We start from the raw sequence: 17291 nt of genomic DNA, 5'->3' as shown, positions 1-17291 counted from the left end.
GAATTGAGACTGGAAGCAGAAGTCGACAGCGTTGAAACACAACGCTCAAGTGAAAAAAGTTCGCTCCTTTCCCTTGCCATCATAATTGCGACAGCGTCGATTTTCGGGCTCACTTACAGCCTGACGGCTCCGCTGGTGGCGCATATGCTTATCAAAAGCGGGCTGACGGAAACGCTTGTCGGTGCCAATGCCGCCATGCATGCGCTCGGCGTCCTGTGCATAGCCCCCTTCCTTTCGGGACTGGCTATCCGCTACAAGCCCAAATATCTCATCATGGCCGCGCTACTTTCATCAGCGTTGCTTCTGATCCTGTTTCCAATGGTGCCTAGTTTCTGGTTCTGGTTTCCGTTGCGTTTCCTGCTGGGAATTTCTGCCGAAATTCTGTTCGTATTGACGGAAACCTGGGCCAGCGAGCTGAGCGACAATAAAAATCGCGGACGCATCATGGCGACCTATACGGCGTCGCTCTCGCTGGGTTTTGCCGGCGGCCCGCTGATCCTGTCGTTTACGGGGTTTGAAGGGTTGGTGCCATTTGCAATCGGGGCGGTCGTCGCCCTCCTCGCCTTTGTCATCATGAGTCTGCCGGGACTTCGACAGATTGAAATGGCCCAGCAAAAACACTCAAATTTCTTGCGTATGATGCGACTGTCGCCCATTGCCATGGGAACAACGGCAATCAATTCGGCAGTTGAAACAGCCGGACTGTCTTTCCTTGCCATTTATGCCATGCGGCTCGGCTGGAACGAAACCGAAGGTGCACAACTGATCACGGTTCTCATGGTCGGTGCCATTGCGCTGCAGCTTCCCATTGGCTGGCTATCAGACAAGATGAACCGGGTTACATTGATGATCGCCCTAACGGCGGTTTCCGCAATAACGGCATTTCTCTGGCCCCTGCTTCTATCGGTGAGCTGGCTGGCCTACCCGGCATTGTTCATCTGGGGCGGAATTTTCGTTGGCATTTATACTACAATGCTCGCGATAATCGGCTCGCAGTTCCGTGGGGCGGACCTTATCAGCGTCTATGCGGCGATGGGGCTGTTCTGGGGCGGTGGCGCCTTGGTGGGACCGATGCTGGCAGGCGGTTTTCTGGACGTGATGCAGCACGGCCTACCGACCTTTGTGGGAATGGTCTGCGTCGTTTTCATGGTGTTCGCCCTGATCGTAAAGCGCACGCTTAAACCCAGTGGAGACCCCCAGGCATGATACGCATCGTTCTTATTCTCCTTGGTCGCGAAATTATCCAGCGGCACTGGAAAATACTGCTCATTACCGGCGGCGTCTGGCTTCTCCTCGGCACATTCATCGCTATAGATGCGCTGGACGGAAAGACGATCATTCCGTCGCGCTTTTTTGGCTATTTCCTGCTGCCGGAGGCGGCTGTCGGCCTCCTGGCTGCCGCGTTCAGTCAGGGAACGGCGAGACGAATGCGTGTCGTGCAGGGTATCGCATTGTTCTCGGTCGCCTTACTGATTATCAGCGCCACCCCCGCCAGCCACTTCACGCTTGCGATGGTGCTGGGGTTCTGCTTCCTTGTGGATGGCAGTGTGCGCATTGGCAGTGCATGGGTTGTCCGCTATCCCCGCTGGCGGCTGGGGCTGATGGGCGGCATTGCGGAAGTTTGCATCGCCATTGCAACGCTTCAGCCATGGCCAACATGGTACGCCGGAACAGTTGCCTTCAATGTCGGCGCCGTCATGATTTTGACCAGCCTTGGCATATTGAACATTGCGACACGGGTGCGACGGCTGGAAGAAGGCGCATCGATCAGCAGTATCTTCAACAGAAATCCTTTATGGAACAAGCCGGATTCCAGCTCCCTCGCCCATTCTGCCAATCGCAGCGAGCTGATCGTCCATGTCTGGACTCCCACAGGTCAGGTCATGACCCCGCTTCATCAAAGGGCCATCAATCGATATATCGCAGCCGTCGATACAAACGGCGTCATTTCCACAGGCCATGCGGCTCTGGAAATGGCCCCACACGTCTATATCAGCCATTATCCTGCAGTCGAGATCGACCGATCGCCGGACGAATTCACCCGGACATTACGCGCCACCGCAGACAACAATGTGCCCGGACGTTTCCTGCCAAGCTATCAGGAAGAATCCGCCGAATGGTGCCAATCGACGGTGCAGGTGGTGATCAAGAATATCGACGCATCGCGATTGAATGCATTCTGGCAACATTACAGCGCAGACAACACCTATAATCTCACAAACCGCAATTGCTCAAGTGCAGTCGCTGATGCTCTGGATGCAGCGCTGGAAGGTGTTTATCGTGACCACAACTGGCCAATAATGACAGCGTTGCGCGCGATCATTTATCCTGAGCTATGGGCAGCGGGACTGATGCGCAAACGCGCAGAATCCATGGCGTGGACGCCCGGTCTGGTGCTGGATTATGCGCGCGCATTATCGGCCCTGGTCGATCCGCCGAAATCATTCTTGACGTTTCCCAAACTTCGTCTGCTAAAAAAATATGCAAACACGAAGCGGGATATAAGCTAGCACATGTCTCGCTTATATCCGACCTGGCTAAGTACCGGCGGGCAGCCGGATGACGGTAGAAAACTGGTCGCGCTCCATCGAACGCACCGGCACCATCAAGGCGCGCTGCTGGATTTCGCTGAACGGCAGGTCGCTGTTCATGAGCATCCCATTGTCATAAAGAAACTCCGGCAAATAGCCGGAGAACAAAATCCTGTAATCAAATGGAAAACCTGGCTCCAGCAGGCGAACAAGGTCGAAAACGACCGTCGTGCAATTGGACGTAAGTGTATTGTAGAAGGTCGGGTTTCTGGCAAGATCGTTGGCCTTTTCGATATATTTGAGCAACATCGCCTGCATAAGCTCTTGATCAACATCGACCGGATATCGATAGACGCGCTCGTCGCGGGCATTGGTTCTCAAATAAACAATGTCCCGTTCTTCCGCCGCTATCATCGCCAATTCGAAACTTCTGAAAAAGCCACCCAGCGAAGAAAATTCCTGACCTTTTTTCTTGCGGATTTCGGCTGAGAACACCAGATGGCGACCATCTGCAAAGCCGAATGAAATCAATGTATGTGCGATCGCCGGATGCGTCCAGTAAGACAAGATGACATCCACCGAATTGAGTTCGCTCAACCTGTACGTCCCGGATTTCCACCTCGGCACAAATATCCGGCTGTCATTCCATGTGAAGTCACGAATGTTGTGAAATGTCACCTCGTCGCCCTGAACATCCGCTGTCACCGTGTGCTGGACATCTGCCGCCCAATCCCGCGTGAGCGAGGGCTTCATCGAAAACCAGGAGACCAGAAAGAGGGAACCGAGGCAGATGAATGCGACGTTACTGAAGCTTATCAACTGGCTGCTCGAACGCGGTGAAAACAGGACCGAGATATAAGCTGCAAGAACAAGCGCGATGAGGGCCATGACACAGATTTTGATCGTCTGCCCCACCTGCAAATGAAACCAGAGCGCCATTGCCGCCCATAACACAATCATCGAGCATAGCGATGCCCAGGCAAACATAAAAAGCAGTTTGATCATGGTATATTCTGTGGCCTCGGATCGGCAGTCATAAATGGTAATATTGCGAGAACCGGGTTGGTGCTGGCGCTACAATGGCCCCGACGCCAGTGTTTCAGACGATGATAGATTTTGTTGGAGCATATTCGGGCTAACCGGTTTCTTGACGCCTGCATCGGACTGGACTTCGCGAATGGCGTTCTGGAGGACGGCGTTTCTTTTAAACGCCACGCGACCAGCGGCAATCACCTGATCCACCTGTTCTGTCGGAAGCACGAAGCGGGTTGGCACTTCATTGAAACTTGCAGCCATGCCAGCGGGAAGATCTTGTATCGACAGGCGTTGTACATGAAACCGGACATCGCGGCAGTTCCATCCTTTCAACGAGCCGCGATAGCGCGCTACTGTGGCTGCAGACAGGCCGCACCGATATGCAATGAGTTCGTCGCGCCATTGCGTTGTCGCCAGCTTCAGCGCATCGAACCCTTCCCTGACCGACGAGGAAATGGCAGTATCCGTAACCGCACCGAGGATTTCAGAAATCCCTGGCCCTTGCAGCTCCTTTACCCATGGATATTCCATCTCACGGCCAGCATCCACGACAATGTAAAGAAAAGTCTTCAGCTTCACGGCATCGGCAAGCGACAATGGCCCATAGGGCGTTTGCGCCGAGGCTCTGGCCATCGCAAATGGCGTAAGCCCCAGATTATCGGTCAGCGCGCCATCGAGCAATTTTATGAAATTCACATTGTTCGACCGATAAGTGTGCAGTGCGCGCCCATAGGCCTTCAACCTATACGACGCCTCGGGATCGGCCATGACCCGGCTTAGCCAATCGGGCTGGCGATAGGTGCAGGCACCATGGTTGGATGCAACCGAAATGGGCTTGAAAACGACCGGAACCGCCGCGGACGCCGCGACCGCGTCAGCAATCCGCACATCCTTCAGATTGCTGCACAGTGCTGCAAAGGTTTCTACGCTGAAGTGAAATGGAACCCGGTTGTAGATATCCGATGCAGAGATCCAGATCGATGGCGCATTGGACCAGTCAAACTTTGAATAGGTCGCACCATGGAAAATATTGTCGTCGAGCCAACGGGCAAGCGAGGATCTGTCATTTGCGCCGCCATTCAGGACGCCAATGGCGACTGCTGGCGACAATGCATTGGTGCGCACGCGTTCTTCAGCGTTCCTGACCAGAAACGTTTCACGAAAATCCCGATAATCATCGCGCCCTTTCATGCCGAAATAGGCTGCAAGAACCGCGCCTCCAGACACGCCAGATATGATCCTGATATTATCGACCAGGCTTCGCTCATAGGGATATTCGTCCGCTATCGTATCGTCGAGCGCCCGCATGACTCCATAACCAAAAGCTGCCGCCCGCGTGCCGCCGCCAGAAAACGCCAGGCCAATTATCATTGCGCCATCATCCCCATGATCGGGCACGAAATGATTGTCGAATGCGAGTAATTGAGGCGCTGAACGATTGATTGGCCCGACATCGGATGCCATGCAGCCCGAAACAAGAAAACTGACAACAAGCCCGAATATCGAGAACAGAAACTGTCGATTCTGCATTATGCCCCCAACGCCAATCGAACGACAATTAACACTGCCATTGAAGCAAAAGCAAATGGCAGATCAAGGAACGTATCTCCCGCCACGATCTAAGGATTTAATGTATCGTCGAGTTCACATTTTCTCCAATCGGTCGCACCTATTTTAGGAAAACAGTTCTTTTGGAGCCCTTCTCACAGCACTGTTGTCCGCAAGGGACGCCAAGTGTTCTTACCTTTCATTTTTTCGCCAAGGACGAGCTATCATACTACGGATTGCTCGGTATCTACCGAGGCTCTCGGCTTATCTCTTTTCGCCGCCTACCGCGATCATTCCAGCTTATCCATCCCTCTCCCTGTTTATAGATTTGGACCTTTTAACTTAGGTAGGCCGCTGGCGCGCAACGGTTGTTTTGATGAGGATTTCCTCGTTTACCCATTAAAATCGCTTCTGATGGCGGTTAAATCGCATAGTAAAACTCGCTTGCAACTGACCATTTCCTCATGCATTCCTTATTTGAACAAAGCCGCTTCAAGCGCGGGAGAAACAGCCATGTCAAAACGTCAGGCCACCAGTGCGTTGCCCCGTCCCGCTCGCCTCATCGGTTACGCACGCGTCTCGACCGACGATCCGGTCCATGATGCACAAATGGACGAGTTGCGGGCAGCTGGCTGTGATCGCATCTTTCAGGAGCAGGGTTCCGGGGCTTCACGCGCCCGCCCCGTCCTGACCGGGCTGCTTTCGGAACTCATCGCCGGCGACGTGCTCGTCGTGGTGCGTCTTGACCGCCTTGCCCGCTCGGTCAGTCATCTTCTGCAGGTTATCGAAGATCTCGAACAGCGCGGCATCCACTTTCGATCGATCCGTGACCCCATCGACACGTCGACGCCGCAGGGCATGTTTTCTTTGCAGGTGCTGGGCGCTGTTGCACAGCTCGAACGCGCGCTGATTGCTGAACGGACCAAAGCGGGAATCAAGGCTGCAAAATCACGCGGCAAGTTGCCCGGGAATCCCGGCTTGAGAGAACGCCGACCGGAGGCAATTCGGGCAGTGTCGCAAGCGCGTGACAGGCGCTATCTCGATGAGCTGATCACTTCGGCGCAGACCTGGCTGCCTCTGGTGCAACAAATGCGTCCGATCCACAGCTGGGAGAATATCGTACAGGTGCTCAATCGGCGCGGCCATGACTGGACCGTCGAGCGGTTGCGCCGTGCCGTGCATCGTCTGGTCCGCGAAAAAATCGCCGACAAGAAGCTTCTCGCCCGATCCCCTCGCCGCATCCCGTCTGATCATCTGATGAAGCTGGTCGCCGCAATTGCGATCGCCGATCCCGGCTTGTCGCTTCGCGATATCGCGGCCCAGCTCGATCAGATAGGAGAGCGGCCGGCGCGCGGTGGGAGGAAATGGCAGCCTTCCTCCGTTCGTCACCTTTTAGATGAAGCCCACCGTTTTGGTCTCATTCGTCGCTAAGCGCCTGACCGATCATTCGGCCGAGAGGCCGTCTTTCAATCAATGTGATAGACAATCCTCCGTCATTGGAACTTTCGATAATGCAGCACAATATGCTTTACATGTGCCGCCCAACATCCATACGCCCGTGCAAAATACGCACAACAAGCAGCGTGTTCTCGTGCTCCCGGAAATAGATCACATGGGATCCGACGGCATATTTGAGATAACCTGGTCGGATGTCCGTCAACCGACCACGCTTGCTCCCGTCCGTTAACCCTTCAAAAGCATCCATGACGTCATTGATATAGCTGTTTGCTTGCTCTAATGACCATTCGCGTAAGGTGTAAACCCAGACATCTTCGAGATCGGACTCGGCAAGCGGTGTAAGCTGATACCCATCAAAGCGCATGCTTCGTCTTCATTCTCTGCAGGAAGCCCTCACGATCCAAGGGCTTCGACTGACCAGACTCTTCGCCCGCAATCAGCGCCTCCTGCAAGGACCTAACGCGCGTTTCATGTTCTTCTAAAAGGCGCAATCCTGCACGCACAACATCACTGGCAGAGCCATAGCGCCCTCCCCTCACCTGTGAATCGACGAAATTGGCGAAGTGATCACCGAGGGTAACTGACGTGTTTCGTGACATATATTCACTCCTTTACGCGATTGTACCAATAATTGGTACCAACGCAAGAGCGATTGCCAAGTTCGTATACGGCGCCAAACAAAACGGGTTCAACGCCAAGTTCAGTGAGCTTCTAGCTTCCGCTGAGCTACACTGAGGTATTGCAATTGGCAGTTATGAGGCCCGAAGCGGACAGTCCGGTTTCAATTACCGCCCAAGAGATTGCCGACACGGCACATGATTGGCATCCATGGCCGTTTCCGACCTTCATCACGGCCGGAACTGCGGCGTTGCCGTTTCGTCAAAAGCGATCATTCGTATCAGAATAGATGACGGCAGTGACGTGCCCACACCAGACATTTAAGAAAGGGGCCGCGACCATTGAGGTCGCGGCTGGCAATCATACGACGTCTTGTAACTGCGCTTCTCCGTTGTGCAGGAAGCACGCCTTGCTAAAGAGACCTACATCGACGAAATTTGGTAGGCGAACGTCACTAATGTCGGGAAGTCGTTTGCCTCCCGTTTCAAATGACCTGTCGATTTGGGAAATGAACCTGAGGACAACGCCAGTGCGCTTTGCGAACTCACCGAGAGTTTGGAGCTGTTCGGAAAGCACTGGTTTGCTTCGCTGCTGGTCAAGCAATTGAAGATAATCGATAACCGCGACTGTTCCGGTTTCCATCCCAGACATGTGCTGGATAATGTATTCGGCGCTGATCTCGTCCGCTGTGTAAATCTCGACAGCGTTGGCAATGTCTCCTGTCTCCTCCAACAATTTGAGGTGCCTCCGCGCCTGTTGTTCTGTAAAATCCAAGGTAAACATCAGGGCCTTGCGACCATCGCGAACAGCATCAATTAGAAGACGAAGACCCAGTCTGGTCTTACCATGACCGGGCCGCCCTGCGATTAGCAGCAAGTCTCCATCTGCAAGGCGTGAAAGGATTGTCTCAGACAGCAATCCGGAAGACATGCCCGCTGAAAGCAGGCTCCATTTGGCGAACCCCTCGCCTTGGGCGATTTGGTCCAAAGCCTCATTCAAAGGAATACTGCTGTTGCGCGCCATAAGTTTGGCTCGACGTTTGAGCTGAAATATTGGTGCAGAAAGCTTCATCACAACCTCCATTGCGAGCCTTACCGCAACCCCTCCTAATGCGATGCTCGAACAGATGGTTCGATGAGTTAGCATACCCTACATGTGCAATGCTTTCCCGAAAGGAGGGGGGAGGCTTGGGTTGAGCCTGTTTCTAAAATCTAGCGAGTTTCGTGATTCACAGCAAGGGCTGATTACAATTTGGGCCAAGAGATTGCCAAAGCCGCCATGCAGTTGTTGGTCCGCTTACGAAGGTTGCCTCCGATTGCTGTCTTTCGGCTTCCCACCCCTTAACAGTCTTTGAAAGCACGATAAGCGGAACAACCGCTTTGAAACGCGTGAGAATGCTACAATAATGTCTGGAATAGGCGCAAAAGCGGTCTATTCTTCGGTTCGTTACCGCACCAACGATAGGAACGATTATTATGGCCACTTTCATTCTGATAGCCGGAGGCTGGCAGGGCGGTTGGGTCTACCAGAAAGTAGCAGATATCCTCGCAGGGCACGGGCACATGGTTGTGCCAATCACACTTTCGGGGCTCGGTGATACGCCTGCCCCATCGGCCAATCTTGAAACTCATGTAAGCGAGGTCGTTGATGTCGTGAAGTCGCATAGTGACGACTTGATCCTTGTCGGGCAATCCTACGGAGGAATGATCGTGAGCGGCGTAGCGGACGCCGTTCCGTCGCGCATCCGCTCACTGGTCTATGTTGACGCTTATGTCCCAGAAACCGGCGACTCGGTCTGGTCGCTGACAACACCGCGTTTTCGAGACATGTTCATCGCAGGTGCAAAAGGTGACGGGCTGAATTGTGCCCCGCCTTCCAATCTGGACCCACGATGCCGCCCACAGCCGATCGCGACATTTCTCCAATCAATCACTTTAACCGGACGCTGGCGTGAAATACCTCGTAAGGTCTTCGTTGGCGCACATGGATGGGATGGAAGTCCATTCCTCGACCTTTACCAACGCTTGAGCGAGGAAACGGATTGGTCAACCTTTTCTCTCGATTGTGGCCACAACGTAGCTCGACTGGAACCAGAGGCATTGGCCCAAATAATGCTGACCCAGGCCCGACCAACCAGAGAAGCCTTCCCGTAGATGCATAATTATTGCTGCCGTCACTAGCGCCTACGTTCCACAACCGGCGTAAATGGGCGGCTTCTCACAGACTACCCAATTTCAAACAAGGACTTCAACGTCAGCTCACCATTCATTTTAACACGACAACCGATCAGTCGCCTGATGTTCCTGACTATTTGCCTTCGGCCTGAGCCGGGTTATCTCGGTAGCGTTTCTGGAAGCCTTGCGGGCATTGATAACAGTTGGCCTTTCCCAAGGATTCAGTCATCGCTCCCTGCTTCAGGCTTCTGACTATTACATTAATGCCAGATGGCGCAGCGGAGCAAAGGCCAACACGAACGATGAACTGTTATAGTGGGGAAGGTGCCGTCCCCGGCACTAGAATGCCCTTTATTCGACGTAGAGGGTAAGCGCGTACTCCGCCGTTTCCCCACGCCGGGCGGCGTTGCGCATCAAGTAGACCTGGACGACGTAGTTTCCGCTCGACGGGATTGTGACGCTCGTGCCGTTGCCATTGATCGAACTGTTGTAGAGGGCCTCGTTTGCGCCTGGTGCGGTGATGTTAAAATAGAGGCTCGAATTTCTGGAATCGAGCTGGACGCTCATTTTCTGACCTGCCGTAGCGCCCAGTTTGTATTCAACTGTATCGCAACCCTTCAACTTCGAATTGATGGTCGAACTGGATGTCCCGGCAGCAAACTTGACCGTTTCGTGCCTGACATTGTCCGCCAGGCAAGGTGTCGCCAGTATCACAACAAGGCTCATCAGGATGGTGCGCAACATCGTCATCAATTGTCCTTTAGCAGCTTTCTTAACCGGACCCTGTTTTGTGGCACAATTCGTCCGATGGTTTTTCCTCCGAGTCAAAAGCACACCCCGCTGCCAGCGAGTTGTAAACCCAAGGAAGATATCGCATAAACATACCACCCAATCGGACGATATGCGGGGATTGATCTGCGCCGGCTATGCACTCTTGCCATCGCCTTTCTTCTGGAGCCAATCAGCATAGCTGTTCCAATGGCTAAATTGAATTGCGGTGTTTGTTTACCCGCAGGCACCAACGCGGGGATACTGCTCAAGGGGACGATTGGGCGTGTAAGGGCAAACCTGAACGGAAAGATGAGCGGATTGGTGGGAACTCCAGGAGCGCTATCATGGATTTGATGAACCTGCTACGCTCGGTCGAAGCCCTCCTCTACGAGATCGTGTCCTGGCTTGTATTCTATCCGCTAACCCTTTGGCGATGCATCGTCAGTCCGGTCGAGATGGCTCTCTACGCTGAAAAGGAGCTGACCGATCCGCCTGACCAGCAGTTCGAGGATGCTCTTTCGCCCCCTCTCTTTCTGTTCCTGACGCTTCTTCTCGCTCACGGGCTCCAGGCGACATTCGGCACCAGCCAAGCAGAGCTTCCGGGCGTGCTCGCGGATATACGAAGCGGACTTCTGTTTCAGGCGGTCATCTTCAGCCTGTTTCCGCTGCTGTTCGCCATCCAGCGCGTGAAACAAACCGGTCAGGACATCACGCGCTCGTCGGTTCGTCCTGCATTTTATGGGCAGTGCTATATGGTTGTTCCATTCGCGCTGTCGGTAGAAATCGCGCTCGTGGTATTCCAGACCTCACGGATAACCGGAGCTGTCGTTCTCCTGGCAGCCACCATCTGGTATCTCGCATGCCTGACACGGTGGTCCGCCAACGATGGCGTTTCCAGCGCACCGAAGGCGTTCGCAAGGGCACTCGGCACCCTCATCCTTGGGGCCCTAGGTTTTCTGACGATTGTCGTAGTGGTCGCACTGGCGATCGTCCAACGTTGAGAACAGCGCAGTTCGCCTAAAGCGCCGTTCGCTTTGAGCGACGCAAATATCATGTGGCGCAGTTACGATTTCTTCGCTGCGGAGCATCCACGCGAAGCACCGCGGGCCGAACTCCATTCGCTTCACGAGACTGGCGACGCTGCGGTCCATATCCATTTACGCGACTGAGTCGCAAAATGTCACCAAGTTTATCATGGTCATCTTTTTGCACTATATTCCCAATGGATCGCTATTGCGGGGATCAGGAAAAAGACGACGTTCAGAACCTTCCAGAACCCGATGATATTGGCCATGTACATGTGGGCTTGATCGACGCTGAATCCAAAAAAGACGGACATCATACTTGTTGTAATGCCGCTGAGCGACATCAACCACGCAAAAATGATAAACAGCAGATTGATCAGGAAAGCTTTTAGCAGAACGTTTCTAATTCTAAGCGGCGTTTCCATCGAAATGCTCCCTTCTTAGTAAGGCGCCTTGTCTACTTTACTCAGCACAAACGTTCTCATTATAACCCATCCGGCGCGCTTTTCCGCGGTCTCTCCGATAATTCCACAAACGCGACAATCGCCCTTCTCAGTTATCTTGCTGATCACAACTTCAGATTATGGGGTTGAGTACGCCGCGGAGAGCCACTTTCGCCTCTTGCTAAGGCTTGGAGATCATCGCCGTAATCGTAGTTCTGCCGATGTGATCGCTTATCCTGTTCACTCCAGGAGAGCTTGACGTCGATCTCGGGCAGAGTCATCTCACAAGACAGTTCGGAAAATGAGCGCCACTCGCGACCCCGTCTCGGCGGTGATTAGCCGTTCTTGACTATTCGTCAGTATACACACCTAATCCCCCACTTCAGTCTGGAATGGCTCATTCCCAAGCTGCAATTCAAGGGGTTGTGTTCTCAGCTGAGAACAGCACATTTGGTGATGTCGGGCTAAGTCACTCCACTCTGCGGTAGCTGGGCGACAGAACAATAATCTGACCCAATGCATTACTGCTGTCTTCAGTGTCCATACAAAACGGCGTTAATCTATCGTTAACTTTAAAGTTGTTGACGACTCACCTAGATACAGTCATTCTGACGCTCAATCCTGCAATTATCCTTGTTGAGCGATTTTAATGATCCAGAGCGCCAATGTTACAAATGTCAAGCAAACCGTAGAAAAGTCGTTAACTCGGCTTATTGAAGCGGATGCAGACACACTAAGCGCTCAGCTTCAGCATCTTCGCGCTCGCGCATTCCCGCCGACAGCACAGAAAGAGTTACGTAAATTTGCTCCAGGCGAGGCCGCAAAGCTAATTGGAATCAGTGACGTCTATCTTCGCACACTAGTAAACGAAGGTGTTATCGGTGAAGCTGAAAAGAACGCAGCTGGAAGACGCCTTTACTCCCTGGACCAAATCCACTCTATCCGGAACTACCTTAGTAAAAATAAAAAGAGTTACGATCAACGTCGCCGGAATGACGATCGGCTTCAGGTGATCGCCGTTACGAACTTTAAGGGCGGCTCGGGCAAAACCACTACGGCTGCGCATTTGGCACAGTACTTTGCGCTTCGCGGTTATCGTGTCCTCGCCGCAGATCTCGACCCTCAGGCATCGCTGTCTGCTTTATTCGGAATACAACCAGAATTCGACCTCGAACCTAACGAGACACTTTACGGTGCAATCCGATATGACGAAGCTCAACGGTCACTAAAAAGCATCATCCGAACTACATATTTTAGTGGCCTCGACATCGTACCCGGTAATCTCGAACTGCAGGAATTCGAACACGAAACACCCCGAGCCTTGACTTCATCATCGCGATCAACTGACAAATTGTTTTTTACACGAGTAGCTTCAGCGCTGAAAAGCGTAGAAGACGACTACGACATCGTGGTTCTCGATTGCCCACCATCCCTCGGCTACCTGACCCTGTCAGCACTCTGCGCAGCAACTTCTGTACTTGTTACAATACATCCACAAATGCTGGATGTAGCATCTATGAGCCAGTTCTTGCACATGACCGCGGGGCTTTTTGATGTCGTCGAAAGGGCAGGCGGCAATGCCAACTATGATTGGTTTCGCTACGTGCTAACACGCTACGAACCTAACGACGGCTCTCAGTCACAGATCGCGGGCCTCCTCAAGGGTCTGTTCGGAGATAGAGTCTTGACCAATTCCATGGTCAAATCCGCCGCGATATCAGACGCGGGCATTACGAAGCAGACTCTTTACGAAGTCGGCAGAGAAAACTTTCATCGGCAGACGTATGATCGAGCGATCGAAGCTCTCGACGCAGTCAATCATGAACTCGAAGAGCTCGTTAGAGATGCATGGGGTAGAAAATGAACAAACGTCGTGATGCTTTACGAGATTTTTTAACTCCAATCACTTCCAACCACGAGTTCTCAGCTGAGAACACACCCAAGCGGCCACAGGTATCTTCGGGCGCATTACAAAGTATGAATGATGCGATCACCGGTCTTTCTAACGAAGCGGAGGAGCTCCGCAAAACACTAGCTGATGGTGAGTCCATAGTTGAGCTCGATGCACATCTCATTGATGCGTCCTTTGTAAAGGATCGCCTTGATGATTATTCGGGTACTGATTTTGATGCTCTATTGATTAGTATCCGGGAGAACGGCCAAGCCGTGCCTGTGCTCGTCCGACCGAAGCCCGATCAGTCCGGTCGGTATCAACTCGCGTACGGGCATAGGCGCGTCGCTGCTCTCAAACAACTTGGCCTGAAGGTCAAAACCTTCGTTCGAGAATTGTCCGACGACGAATTGATTATTGCGCAGGGCAACGAAAACCTTGAACGCAAAGATCTCACTTTCATTGAGAAAGCACTGTTCGCTCGACGCTTGGAAGACCGAGGGACAAGCAGAGCCGTAATCATGGCTACATTTGGAACCTCGTCCAGAGGCGTTTTATCCGAGATGATTGCTTTGGCTCGAAAGTTACCGGATGAGCTTATACAGGCTATTGGTGCGGCGCCAGGTATTGGACGACCGAAATGGGATTCGCTGGCTACACTACTAGGTAACAAGCTTAATTCTCTCGAAACCGTTATAAAATCCGAATCCTTTCTGAACCTAAATAGTACAGAACGCTTTGAGGCTATCTTTTCTTCGCTCAAGCAAGCGAACAAAGTAGTACCCAATTCAGTAGCCGAGGGATGGTGTTCCGATGACTCTCAATTACGAGTAGTCGCCAAGTCAAAGTCTAAAGTGTACGCGGTCGAATTCTCGGAGATCGAAGGAAAGGCCTTCGGTGAGTGGATTTCAGACAATATGAAACGCTTATACGACGAATACAAAGTAACAAAACAACGCAACTAGGAGATTCTAGCAAAAGAAAAAGGCCCCCAAACGTTACCGTAGTGGAAGCCTCTCTCAAAGTTCTAGCAGACTGAGAATCGCATTTCCCCGAATCGGTGTCAAGAGTCATAAGCGTCATTTTGGCGGGTGGATTTCTTTTGCCTTTCGAAAGGTGAGAGGAAATGCAAATTCTGGAGACAATCACGCCCACACAGTGTGGGCGAATGAAGATGTTTACCCAAAATCCTGAGCTACAGAAAGGGCAGAGGAGGGGCGTAAACCGTTGGGTAATCTACAAACAGCTCTGTGTGGCCAAATCAGCGCTTAAGCTGAATGATCGTTGCCTTGCAGTGCTCAGCTCGCTTTTGTCATTTCTGCCTGAAGATGAACTGAGTGAGAAAAACGGCCTCGTCGTTTTTCCGTCCAATCGCCAGCTTTCACTCCGGGCTCATGGTATGCCAGAGTCCACGCTTCGCCGACATCTCGCATTCCTGGTCGCAGCGAGGATCATTGAACGCAAGGATAGTCCGACACGTAAACGCTATGCTCACAAGGACAGGGAAGGGCAGGTCGAGCTTGCTTTTGGATTTTCCTTTGCGCCATTGCTTGATCGTGTGTCAGAAATTGCAGCAAATGCAGAGAAAATTCTCGCCGAACAAAAAGCACTGAAGCGTCTTCGCGACGAAGTATCGGTCTTGCGAAGAGATATCGCGTCGATTTTTGCCGAAGCGGCCGAAGAAACTGGCAAGCTTTGTGAGAGTCTGGAAGAAGTGTTCGTTCGCTTCCGTGAGGTCGTCGACGCTATTCCTCGCCGCGCATCTCTCGCCCAACTGGCCACTGTCAGCGCTAATCTTGAAGCCATTCGTGGTGAATTGGATAATGCCTTGAAAACAAAAGGCATTGTTCCGGAATTGAGCGGCAGCGTCGCTCAGTTTGAGCGGCAGCATATTGAATCCCTGCCAGAATCCCTTTTTGAATTTCAAAATGGTAAAATGATTGATTTGAAAGAGCCTTCTTCGGAAAGCTTTGTTGCTGTGAGCCTCGAAAGAGAAGATCAAGTTCGGGCTTCTCCTTCAATCTCTCTCGATCAAGTGCTTCGAACATGCCCGGATATCCGCGAATACGGGATAAACGGGATCGGCACATGGCGGGAACTTCTTGATGCGTCACGAATTGTTTCCGGCTTTCTTGGCATCAGTCGCTCGGCCTATCAGGAAGCAGTCCATTTCATGGGGGCAGAATCCGCATCGACGGCCATCGCCTGGATTCTCCAGAAACTGGCCTCGATCAATTCGCCAGGCGGATATCTGCGATCTTTGACGGAGAAGGCGAGAGGAGGGACCTTTTCAATCAGCCAACTGTTGTTTTCAGGAATGAAAGCACACGGAAATCTGGTTGCGGGATAATTATGGATCCGTGCCAACAAAAAGATAATGTAGAGCGTAATAACCCGTGTCACCTTGGGTTAGGCGCTAATGAAAGCCAGGTCATCAGAGAGAATGCGTGAATGTCAAAACCGTTGACCCCCATCCTGCTTTTGACAGCCCTCGGAGTTCTGACATCCGTCCCGGTATTGGCCCAGGAGTATCAGGAAACAATCATCTTGTCCGTTTCACCGAAATGGGTGCGGTGGGCCGATGTTTACAAGGTTCAACCAGAGCGCCCAGATGATCCCTATTATCATGTACGGGTCCTAGAGCGGCAGAAAGACTGGAAAGTCTGGCAGTTCAATGAACTTGCTTCCCATATGGCTATAACATCGAAAGCGCTCACAGCGAGCCGTGTCAGTAAGAAAGCGAGAACCTACAATTACAAGGACGTGGAGATCCGCAGCGCATACCACCGCTGGCTGGATGATCCAGCAACACGCTCCCAAGTTCAAGTTTGTGACACGGATATTCTCAGTTGTCTCAAACAGTTGCCACCACGTTAAGAGCCTGTTCCAAAAAGGGTTGAGCGATTTCAGGAGGTTATAATTCAATCGGATTTCTGACATACGATGGAGATCACGATGGCCTGGACAGAAACCGCTCGGCGACAGTATGAGCGTCGCAATTCGCGTTATGCAAGCGATTTAACGGATGCGGAATGGTCTGTGCTCGAACCGCTGATGCCTTTGCCACGACCTCTCGGTCGCCCTCGAAAGACAAACCTGCGAGAAGTGGTGAACGCGCTTCTTTATATAGCTTCTTCGGGTGGTGCGTGGCGGCTTTTGCCTACTGAATTCCCACCATTCTCCACGGTGTAGAAATATTTCTACCGCTGGAGAGATGATGGCATGCTGCGGACCATCAACAACACGCTTGTGATGATTGCGCGTGAACAAGCTGACAAGCAGCCCAGCCCCACGGCTGGTGTGATCGATAGCCAGTCGGTGAAAACCACGGAAAGCGGCGGAATACGAGGTTTTGATGCGGGGAAGAAGATCAACGGTCGCAAACGTCATATTGTGGTTGATACTCTCGGCCTGATGGTTGGTCTCGTGATCCATTCTGCGGGCATTCAGGACAGAGACGGTGCGCCGGATGTCTTGAAAACCATTCTCAAACGTTGGCCGTGGTTGCGGCATATCTTTGCTGACGGCGGATACGCAGGACCAAAGCTCAAAGGCAGGCTGGAAAAGATCGGGAAGTTTACACTGGAAATCGTCAAGCGGTCTGATCGCGCTGAAGGTTTCGAACTACTCCCGCGTCGATGGGTTGTCGAGCGCACATTTGCATGGCTGGGACGGTGTCGCAGACTGGCCAAGGACTTCGAGAAAACCATCGCTTCCTCTGAAGCGTGGATCTACATCGCAAATATCCGCTTCCTCACGCGAAGGATCGCAAGAGCCTGATATCGTTACGTTCATTA

Annotated in this window: 16 protein-coding genes and 1 pseudogene; 10 read left to right on the top strand and 7 right to left on the bottom strand. The window is 52.5% G+C overall.

Features of this window, described 5'->3' with window-relative positions; all coding sequences use genetic code 11:
• The first annotated feature begins 3 nt into the window (after positions 1-3).
• Together MKS82_RS00330 and MKS82_RS00325 are read left to right on the top strand one after the other, a co-directional pair.
• Entirely contained in the window at positions 4-1206 is a 1203-nt protein-coding gene (locus tag MKS82_RS00330; RefSeq protein ID WP_235913302.1) for an MFS transporter, read from the top strand.
• Positions 1203-2510 (top strand): HdeD family acid-resistance protein, encoded by a 1308-nt coding sequence (locus tag MKS82_RS00325; RefSeq protein WP_240578234.1) that lies wholly within the window; start codon positions 1203-1205, stop codon positions 2508-2510. Before MKS82_RS00330 ends, MKS82_RS00325 begins: the two co-directional genes overlap by 4 nt.
• 27 nt (positions 2511-2537) lie before the next feature.
• On the opposite strand, the gene MKS82_RS00320 is transcribed toward MKS82_RS00325, so the two are convergent.
• Positions 2538-3536 (bottom strand): Lnb N-terminal periplasmic domain-containing protein, encoded by a 999-nt coding sequence (locus MKS82_RS00320; RefSeq protein ID WP_112585043.1) that lies wholly within the window; start codon positions 3534-3536, stop codon positions 2538-2540.
• Between the two features lie 69 nt (positions 3537-3605).
• Positions 3606-5096 carry a patatin-like phospholipase family protein gene (locus MKS82_RS00315; protein WP_112585045.1) on the bottom strand — a complete coding sequence of 497 codons (1491 nt, stop codon included), beginning with the start codon at positions 5094-5096 and terminating at the stop codon, positions 3606-3608.
• Positions 5097-5627: 531 nt separating this feature from the next.
• Here MKS82_RS00315 and MKS82_RS00310 point away from each other — a divergent pair.
• On the top strand, positions 5628-6545 hold the full coding sequence (locus MKS82_RS00310; RefSeq protein WP_240578233.1) for a recombinase family protein: 918 nt from the start codon (positions 5628-5630) through the stop codon (positions 6543-6545).
• A 97-nt stretch (positions 6546-6642) separates the two neighbouring features.
• On the opposite strand, the gene MKS82_RS00305 is transcribed toward MKS82_RS00310, so the two are convergent.
• From MKS82_RS00305 to MKS82_RS00295, 3 genes are all read right to left on the bottom strand, one after another.
• On the bottom strand, positions 6643-6936 hold the full coding sequence (locus MKS82_RS00305; RefSeq protein WP_240578232.1) for a type II toxin-antitoxin system RelE/ParE family toxin: 294 nt from the start codon (positions 6934-6936) through the stop codon (positions 6643-6645).
• Positions 6926-7171: a type II toxin-antitoxin system ParD family antitoxin gene (locus MKS82_RS00300; RefSeq protein WP_109366597.1), complete on the bottom strand. Its 246-nt coding sequence runs from the start codon at positions 7169-7171 to the stop codon at positions 6926-6928. The genes MKS82_RS00305 and MKS82_RS00300 overlap by 11 nt, the downstream gene beginning before the upstream one ends.
• Before the next feature lie 379 nt (positions 7172-7550).
• Entirely contained in the window at positions 7551-8261 is a 711-nt protein-coding gene (locus MKS82_RS00295; RefSeq protein ID WP_240578231.1) for a DNA helicase, read from the bottom strand.
• 404 nt (positions 8262-8665) lie between these two features.
• On the opposite strand from MKS82_RS00295, the gene MKS82_RS00290 reads away from it, so the two are divergent.
• Complete coding sequence (locus MKS82_RS00290; protein ID WP_125302462.1) at positions 8666-9343, top strand: alpha/beta fold hydrolase; 678 nt, start codon at positions 8666-8668, stop codon at positions 9341-9343.
• A 372-nt stretch (positions 9344-9715) separates the two neighbouring features.
• Here the strand turns inward: MKS82_RS00290 and MKS82_RS00285 are convergent, their stop codons facing one another.
• Positions 9716-10114 carry a hypothetical protein gene (locus tag MKS82_RS00285; RefSeq protein WP_240578230.1) on the bottom strand — a complete coding sequence of 133 codons (399 nt, stop codon included), beginning with the start codon at positions 10112-10114 and terminating at the stop codon, positions 9716-9718.
• Between the two features lie 365 nt (positions 10115-10479).
• Between MKS82_RS00285 and MKS82_RS00280 the strand changes: the two genes are divergently transcribed.
• A complete protein-coding gene (locus tag MKS82_RS00280; RefSeq protein ID WP_240578229.1) occupies positions 10480-11136 on the top strand; it encodes a hypothetical protein in 657 nt (218 codons plus the stop codon).
• A 197-nt stretch (positions 11137-11333) separates the two neighbouring features.
• On the opposite strand, the gene MKS82_RS00275 is transcribed toward MKS82_RS00280, so the two are convergent.
• The gene (locus tag MKS82_RS00275) at positions 11334-11585 is read right to left on the bottom strand and encodes a hypothetical protein (RefSeq protein WP_240578228.1); all 252 of its coding nucleotides are present in this window, start codon (positions 11583-11585) and stop codon (positions 11334-11336) included.
• Between the two features lie 667 nt (positions 11586-12252).
• On the opposite strand from MKS82_RS00275, the gene repA reads away from it, so the two are divergent.
• The 5 genes and pseudogenes from repA (at position 12253) to MKS82_RS00250 (ending at position 17274) form a co-directional block, all read left to right on the top strand.
• Entirely contained in the window at positions 12253-13467 is a 1215-nt protein-coding gene (gene repA, locus MKS82_RS00270; protein WP_109989480.1) for a plasmid partitioning protein RepA, read from the top strand.
• Entirely contained in the window at positions 13464-14459 is a 996-nt protein-coding gene (gene repB / locus MKS82_RS00265) for a plasmid partitioning protein RepB (protein ID WP_109989481.1), read from the top strand. Before repA ends, repB begins: the two co-directional genes overlap by 4 nt.
• A 161-nt stretch (positions 14460-14620) precedes the next feature.
• Positions 14621-15844, top strand: a complete 1224-nt coding sequence (repC, locus tag MKS82_RS00260; RefSeq protein WP_109989482.1) for a plasmid replication protein RepC — start codon at positions 14621-14623, stop codon at positions 15842-15844.
• 101 nt (positions 15845-15945) lie between these two features.
• Entirely contained in the window at positions 15946-16371 is a 426-nt protein-coding gene (locus MKS82_RS00255; protein WP_109989483.1) for a DUF5086 domain-containing protein, read from the top strand.
• A gap of 78 nt (positions 16372-16449) precedes the next feature.
• A pseudogene (locus tag MKS82_RS00250) lies at positions 16450-17274 on the top strand (IS5 family transposase).
• Positions 17275-17291: the final 17 nt, after the last annotated feature.

Origin of the sequence: Ochrobactrum sp. A-1 (assembly GCF_022488005.1) — a bacterium.
GTDB lineage: Bacteria > Pseudomonadota > Alphaproteobacteria > Rhizobiales > Rhizobiaceae > Brucella.
Note: the sequence above shows the minus strand (reverse complement) of the source record. Positions and strands in the feature narration are given on the sequence as shown.

Bases quoted from the DNA above. Each gene is read 5' to 3' on its own strand.
- MKS82_RS00255 (WP_109989483.1), top strand. From the start codon at position 15,946: ATGTCAAAACCGTTGACCCCCATCCTGCTTTTGACAGCCCTCGGAGTT.
- MKS82_RS00295 (WP_240578231.1), bottom strand. From the start codon at position 8,261: ATGAAGCTTTCTGCACCAATATTTCAGCTCAAACGTCGAGCCAAACTT.
- MKS82_RS00320 (WP_112585043.1), bottom strand. From the start codon at position 3,536: ATGATCAAACTGCTTTTTATGTTTGCCTGGGCATCGCTATGCTCGATG.
- MKS82_RS00315 (WP_112585045.1), bottom strand. From the start codon at position 5,096: ATGCAGAATCGACAGTTTCTGTTCTCGATATTCGGGCTTGTTGTCAGT.
- MKS82_RS00275 (WP_240578228.1), bottom strand. From the start codon at position 11,585: ATGGAAACGCCGCTTAGAATTAGAAACGTTCTGCTAAAAGCTTTCCTG.
- MKS82_RS00285 (WP_240578230.1), bottom strand. From the start codon at position 10,114: ATGACGATGTTGCGCACCATCCTGATGAGCCTTGTTGTGATACTGGCG.
- MKS82_RS00305 (WP_240578232.1), bottom strand. From the start codon at position 6,936: ATGCGCTTTGATGGGTATCAGCTTACACCGCTTGCCGAGTCCGATCTC.
- MKS82_RS00300 (WP_109366597.1), bottom strand. From the start codon at position 7,171: ATGTCACGAAACACGTCAGTTACCCTCGGTGATCACTTCGCCAATTTC.
- MKS82_RS00325 (WP_240578234.1), top strand. From the start codon at position 1,203: ATGATACGCATCGTTCTTATTCTCCTTGGTCGCGAAATTATCCAGCGG.
- repB (WP_109989481.1), top strand. From the start codon at position 13,464: ATGAACAAACGTCGTGATGCTTTACGAGATTTTTTAACTCCAATCACT.
- MKS82_RS00280 (WP_240578229.1), top strand. From the start codon at position 10,480: ATGGATTTGATGAACCTGCTACGCTCGGTCGAAGCCCTCCTCTACGAG.
- MKS82_RS00290 (WP_125302462.1), top strand. From the start codon at position 8,666: ATGGCCACTTTCATTCTGATAGCCGGAGGCTGGCAGGGCGGTTGGGTC.
- repA (WP_109989480.1), top strand. From the start codon at position 12,253: ATGATCCAGAGCGCCAATGTTACAAATGTCAAGCAAACCGTAGAAAAG.
- MKS82_RS00310 (WP_240578233.1), top strand. From the start codon at position 5,628: ATGTCAAAACGTCAGGCCACCAGTGCGTTGCCCCGTCCCGCTCGCCTC.
- repC (WP_109989482.1), top strand. From the start codon at position 14,621: ATGCAAATTCTGGAGACAATCACGCCCACACAGTGTGGGCGAATGAAG.